Source organism: Sphingomonas segetis (genome assembly GCF_009720245.1).
In the GTDB taxonomy this organism is placed as follows: Bacteria; Pseudomonadota; Alphaproteobacteria; order Sphingomonadales; family Sphingomonadaceae; genus Sphingomicrobium; species Sphingomicrobium segetis.
Genome location: NZ_WJSQ01000167.1, coordinates 1 through 5,256 on the forward strand (window position 1 = coordinate 1; position 5,256 = coordinate 5,256).

A 5,256-nucleotide genomic window follows, 5' to 3' on the forward strand; every position below is an offset into this window, starting at 1 on the left:
CTCCGGTCGGCAAAGGCGATCGGGGGCGGGTCGAGTTGCCGCGCCATGGGCGTGTCCGCGTGGCCCGTCGCCCCGTGGCAGCTCGCGCAATCCTGCTGGAAGAGCGCCGCCCCGCGCGCCAGGTCGGGTGCCTTACGAGGGCCGAGGGGCACCGGATAAGCGGCAAGCAAATCGGCGCCGAGCTTGCGCGCGGCGGCAGCGACCTGATCGGGTGCTGCCTTGCGATCGATCAGCGCCCGCAGCGCATCACCTTGCGCGACCAGCTTCGTCTTCGCGGGTTTCGCGGGGAGCGCTGCGAGTTTCTCTGAGACGGCGCCCGAAAACTCGCGCATCTCGGCATATTCGGACGCGCTGACGACCTTGCCGTTCCCGACCGCGCCGCCATAGTCGACCGCCATATAGTCGAGCAGCTGCCACGCGGTCTGCACGTCCGGAGGCTGCGCCGCGAAAGCGGGAGTGACCCAGAAGAGTGCGAGCAGGCTGAGCAAGGCTAGGAGGCGGCGCGGCATCAGCGCGGCGTAGCTCTCCTGCGAATGATTATCAATAGCTGCCTAGCGGGGCGGGTAGCGCAGTCGCCCAAGGAAGCGCGACACGCTCAGCCGCTGGTCGGACGAGCCGCGCCACTCGGCCTTCATTTTCTCGATCTTCATCACGTCGTCGATGCGCCGGTCGAGGAAGCCGGCGGTTTCGGTCCAGCCTTCGCTGTTGTCGTTGAGCCAGACCAGCAGCGTCGAGCCGTAAACCGCGCCGAGAGTCATGCGCTTGGTATAGTGGTTGAAGTCCGTGCTGGCATCGCCCGCGATACGCCACATCGCGTCCGCCGTCCGCCACGAGATGCGCAGCGCCAGCGGCAAGTTCTGCGGCATGGCGAGGATCGCGAGCGCGCGCCTTGCCGCTTCGCGCGCCGGCTCCATGATCTCGAGCCTGCGCCACACCAGAGCGCGGATCTTCTCGCGGATCTTGAGCGGAGCGAGCCGCTCGGGCGTGAAATAAGCCTCGAGGCCGCGGTCGACCTCCTGGATGTATACGTCGATCATGGCCGCCTGGCCCTTGGGCATGGCGAGCCGCGCCTGGACGGGGTCGATGCCGAGCTGCTGCGCGGCGGAATCGACCGCCTGCCGTGTCCAGCCGTCGAACACGGCGTTCTCGCCGACCGCGAGCGCCAGCCGCCGGCGAAGCAGTTCGAGAGGACTGGGATCAGCCATGCAAGCTCAACTGGGCGGCTCGGGCAGCGGACGCAAGCCCCGATCGGGCAGCCGAACGAGAACCAGCGCGGCCGCGATCGCGACGGCACCGGCCGCATCTGCCGCCGACAGCGTCTCGCGATAGGCGAACCAGCCAATCGCGGCCGAAATTGCCGGCTGGGTCAGGAGCGCGAGCCCGACGACCAGCGGCGGCAGCGTGCCGATCGAATAGACCAGCAGTCCCTGGCCCAGGACCTGGCTCGACAGGGCGAAGATCAGGAGCGGCGCCCAGTCGTGCGGCCAGATCGTCTCTCCGAGGACAAGGCTGATGAACAGCAGGACCGGCACCGAGAAGCTGGTCGCGAGGATCAACAGCGGCATCGGCTGTAGCTCGGTCCGGCCGCGCTCGACGAAGATCAGGTATCCGCCGTAGAACAGGCCGGCGACGAGGGTCAGCAGGTCGCCGGCGAAATTCTTCGGGCTGAGCTCGTAGCTGCTGCTCATCAGCAAAGCGGCCCCGCCGAGCGCGAGGAGCAGGGCCAGGCTCTGTTTCAGCGACGGCGCGCGGTGCACCAGGATCAGACCGTAGACCGCGAAGACGAAACTCCCCGAATTGCCGAACAGGGTCGCATTGCCGAGCTTGGTCATGAGAATGCCGGCGTTCCACGCGGCAAGGTCGAGCGAATAGAAGATGGCCGCGATCGCGACGGTGGCGATCAGTCCGCGCCGCGGCCAGTGCGCCGGCTGACCCGCGATTCGGCCGACCAGCAGCAAGAAAGGAAGCGCAAGCGCCAGCCGCCAGAAGCCGGTCGCAACCGGCCCGACGTCCGCAAGCCGCACCAGCCACGGACCGAACGCCAGCGCGAGATTGCCGAGCAACAGCGAGGGGAAGGCGAGGCGGTGGACCTTGTGCTGAGTCACCGGGCGCGCATAGCGGCGATGCCGCAGGAATCTAGGGCGCGTATTTGGCCCGGAGCTCGTAGAGCGCGATCGCCGCGCGTGCCGCGGCGCCGCCCTTGTCGAACCGGCCGGGGTCGCAGCGGGCGACGGCCTGATCCTCATTGTCGAGCGTGAGGATGCCGTTTCCGATCGCGTAGCCCTGGAGCGTCAGGTCCATGATCCCGCGTGCGCTTTCGTTCGAGACGACTTCGAAGTGATAGGTGTCGCCGCGGATCACGACCCCGAGCGCGACGAAGGCGCAGAAGCGCCCGCTGCGCGCCGCAAGCGCGATCGCTCCTGGAAGCTCGAGGGCGCCCGGGACGGTCAGCGTCTCGTGCTTGTGGCCGGCCGATTCGATCGCCCTCCGCGCGCCGTCGAGCAGCATGTCGTTGAGGTGCGGGTAGAAGCGCGCCTCGACCAGAAGAAATGTCGACAAATCCCTATTCCTCCACCTCGATCGGCCGTTCCTCGATGATCGCCAGGCCGTATCCGGAAAGCCCGACCGGCGCGTGCCGGGTGTTCGACAGCAAGATCATGTCATGGATCCCAAGCGCCGCGAGGATCTGCGCGCCGGTGCCGTAGCCGCGCACCGCATCGCCGACCTCCGCCGGCTTGCCGGAACGCAGGTCGATCGATCGCGACAGGGAGCCCGGCGCTGCGGCGTGAAGGGTGACGACAACGCCCGAGCCCGCCTCCTCGATCATTCGCATCGCGCCGTGGAGAAGGCCGGCCTTGGGCCCTTTCTCTCCGAACAAATCGGCGAACAGGTCGAGGCTGTGCATCCGCACCAGCACCGGCTTCGAACTGTCGAGCGTTCCGTGGACCAGCGCGAGCTGCTCCTCGCCGCTCGACTTGTCGCGGAAGACCTGTGCCTGCCACTTCGCGCCGCTGTTGGCCGCGAAGGGACAGATCGCGACCCGCTCGACCAGATGGTCCTTCTGCAAACGGTAGGCGATGAGGTCGCGGATCGTGCCGATCTTGAGGCCGTGCGCCCGCGCGAAGTCCATCAGGTCGTCGAGCCGCGCCATCGTCCCGTCCTCGCGCAGGATCTCGCAGATCACGCCCGACGGGTTGAGTCCGGCGAGCCTGGCGACGTCGACGGCGGCCTCGGTGTGCCCGGCGCGCACCAGCACGCCGCCGGCCCGGGCGACGAGGGGGAAGACGTGTCCAGGGGAAACGATCGCTTCGGGGCCGTGGGAGGCATCGATTGCCACGGCGATCGTGCGCGCGCGATCTGCGGCGCTGATGCCGGTACTGATTCCGTCGCTCGCCTCGATCGAGACGGTGAAGGCGGTCTCCATCCGGCTGCGGTTGGTCCGGGTCATCGGCTCAAGGCCGAGCTGGTCGGCACGGTCCTTGGTCAACGCGAGGCAGACGAGCCCGCGGCCGTGGCGGACCATGAAGTTGATTGCGTCCGGAGTCGCCATCTGCGCCGGAATGACGAGGTCGCCCTCGTTCTCACGATCCTCATCGTCGACGAGGATGAACATGCGGCCGTTGCGCGCCTCGTTGATGATTTCTTCGGGACCGACCAGGACCTCGGCTGTCCCGCGCTGGATGAGCTTTTCGAGGCGACCGAGAGTCTCGGCGGTGGGATTCCAGTCGGGCTGGCCGAGCTTGCGGAGCGAATTGGGGTGGAGCCCGGCGGCGCGGGCGAGGCCGGCACGGCTCACTTCGCCGGTCGCGACGATGGCTTCGAGGCGGTCGATCAACGTAGTGCTCACCCGCGCCATGTATCACATCACAATGTGATGAAAAGTAGGAACAGATATGTTCCTACTGTGATCGCACCGCCATCATTCGCTCGATATACCGCGCCAATACGTCGACTTCGACATTGAGCTGTCGCTCAGCGGCAAGTTCGCCGAGTGTGGTGTGCTCGGCGGTGTGCGGAATCAGGTTCACCGAGAAGTGCGTCGTTCCGTCTTCGGCGTCGCGGACCTCGTTGACGGTCATCGACACGCCGTCGAGCGCGACCGAGCCCTTCGCCGCGACCATCGCTCCGAGGGCGCGCGGGATGCCGATCCCGACCCGCTTCGAATCGCCTTCCGGGCAAATGCCGACGACGCTGCCGACAGCGTCGACATGGCCCGTGACGATATGGCCGCCGATTTCGTCGCCGAGGCGCAGCGACCGCTCGAGGTTGAGCCGCGCGCCCTCGCGCCAGTGGTCCGCGGCGGTTTTCGACAGAGTCTCGCCCGAGACGTCCACTGCAAACCAGTCGTCGCCCTTGTCGACGACCGTCAGGCAGACCCCCGAGCAGGCGATCGAGGCGCCGAGGTCGACGCTGTCCATGTCATAGCAGCAAGCGATCACCAGACGCAGGTCGCCGCGCTGCTCGGCGGTGCGGACGGTGCCGACGTCGGTGACGATCCCGGTGAACATGGCCGCGGCTTAGTCCGCCCTCACCCGCTCGTAAACTTCGAGGCGGTCGACGCCGAGCCTTTGCTCGTCAACGAGATCCCAGCGGCCGTGCGCATCGGCGATCGCCTCGAGCCCGACATAGCCGAAGCTCGATTTGCCTTCGCCGACGATGATCGGCGCGCGGTAGATGAGGATGCGATCCACCAGATCGTCGCTCAGGAAGGCCGTCGCCGTCGCCGAGCCGCCTTCGACGAGCAGGTCGTTGACGTCATGAAGCCCGCACACATCTGTCGGATTTCTCAGGATTTCCCAGCCGTCGACCGCTTCGCCTCGGGTCAGCAGGGCTCGTCTCGGCGAGCGCTCCTCGAGTCCCGGAAGACGGACGTCCAACCTGGGCTCGTCGGCCAGGTAGGTTCCGCGGCCGACGAGGATCATGTCGCTGTGGGCGCGCTCGAGATGGACGTGGCGGCGTGCGTCCTCGCCTGTGATCCACTTCGATTCGCCCGACGGCAGCGCGATCTTGCCGTCGATCGACAGCGCGAGCTTGAGCGTTATTCGCGGACGACCGAGCTCGAGCCGCGTCAGCCAGCCCGACAGCGACCGGCGCGCGGCTTCGCGCTCGACCCCGAGCGTCACCTCAATGCCCGCGCGGCGCAGGCGGCGGATGCCCTTGCCCGAGGTGCGCGGATCGGGGTCCTTGAGCGCGATCATCACGCGCGTGGGCTGCAATTCGAGCAGCAGGTCGGTGCACGCGGGTCCGCGATCGCTC

The 5,256-nt window shown here is 67.4% G+C and carries 7 protein-coding genes; all 7 read right to left on the reverse strand.

What is annotated here, in order from left to right; all coding sequences use genetic code 11:
• The coding region (locus tag GH737_RS12685; RefSeq protein WP_155265169.1) for a c-type cytochrome at positions 1-509 on the reverse strand (509 nt) is incomplete at its 3' end.
• A gap of 42 nt (positions 510-551) precedes the next feature.
• A complete protein-coding gene (locus GH737_RS12690; protein ID WP_155265170.1) occupies positions 552-1,205 on the reverse strand; it encodes a COQ9 family protein in 654 nt (217 codons plus the stop codon).
• A 6-nt stretch (positions 1,206-1,211) separates the two neighbouring features.
• Positions 1,212-2,105: a DMT family transporter gene (locus tag GH737_RS12695; protein WP_230558801.1), complete on the reverse strand. Its 894-nt coding sequence runs from the start codon at positions 2,103-2,105 to the stop codon at positions 1,212-1,214.
• 31 nt (positions 2,106-2,136) lie between these two features.
• A complete protein-coding gene (ribH, locus tag GH737_RS12700) occupies positions 2,137-2,559 on the reverse strand; it encodes a 6,7-dimethyl-8-ribityllumazine synthase (RefSeq protein ID WP_155265172.1) in 423 nt (140 codons plus the stop codon).
• Positions 2,560-2,563: 4 nt separating this feature from the next.
• Positions 2,564-3,847 carry a 3,4-dihydroxy-2-butanone-4-phosphate synthase gene (gene ribB / locus GH737_RS12705; protein ID WP_155265173.1) on the reverse strand — a complete coding sequence of 428 codons (1,284 nt, stop codon included), beginning with the start codon at positions 3,845-3,847 and terminating at the stop codon, positions 2,564-2,566.
• A 52-nt stretch (positions 3,848-3,899) separates the two neighbouring features.
• Positions 3,900-4,508, reverse strand: coding sequence for a riboflavin synthase (locus GH737_RS12710; RefSeq protein ID WP_155265174.1), 609 nt, complete (start codon positions 4,506-4,508; stop codon positions 3,900-3,902).
• Positions 4,509-4,517: 9 nt separating this feature from the next.
• Positions 4,518-5,256: bifunctional diaminohydroxyphosphoribosylaminopyrimidine deaminase/5-amino-6-(5-phosphoribosylamino)uracil reductase RibD (locus tag GH737_RS12715; protein ID WP_155265175.1), on the reverse strand; the 739-nt coding region annotated here is incomplete at its 5' end.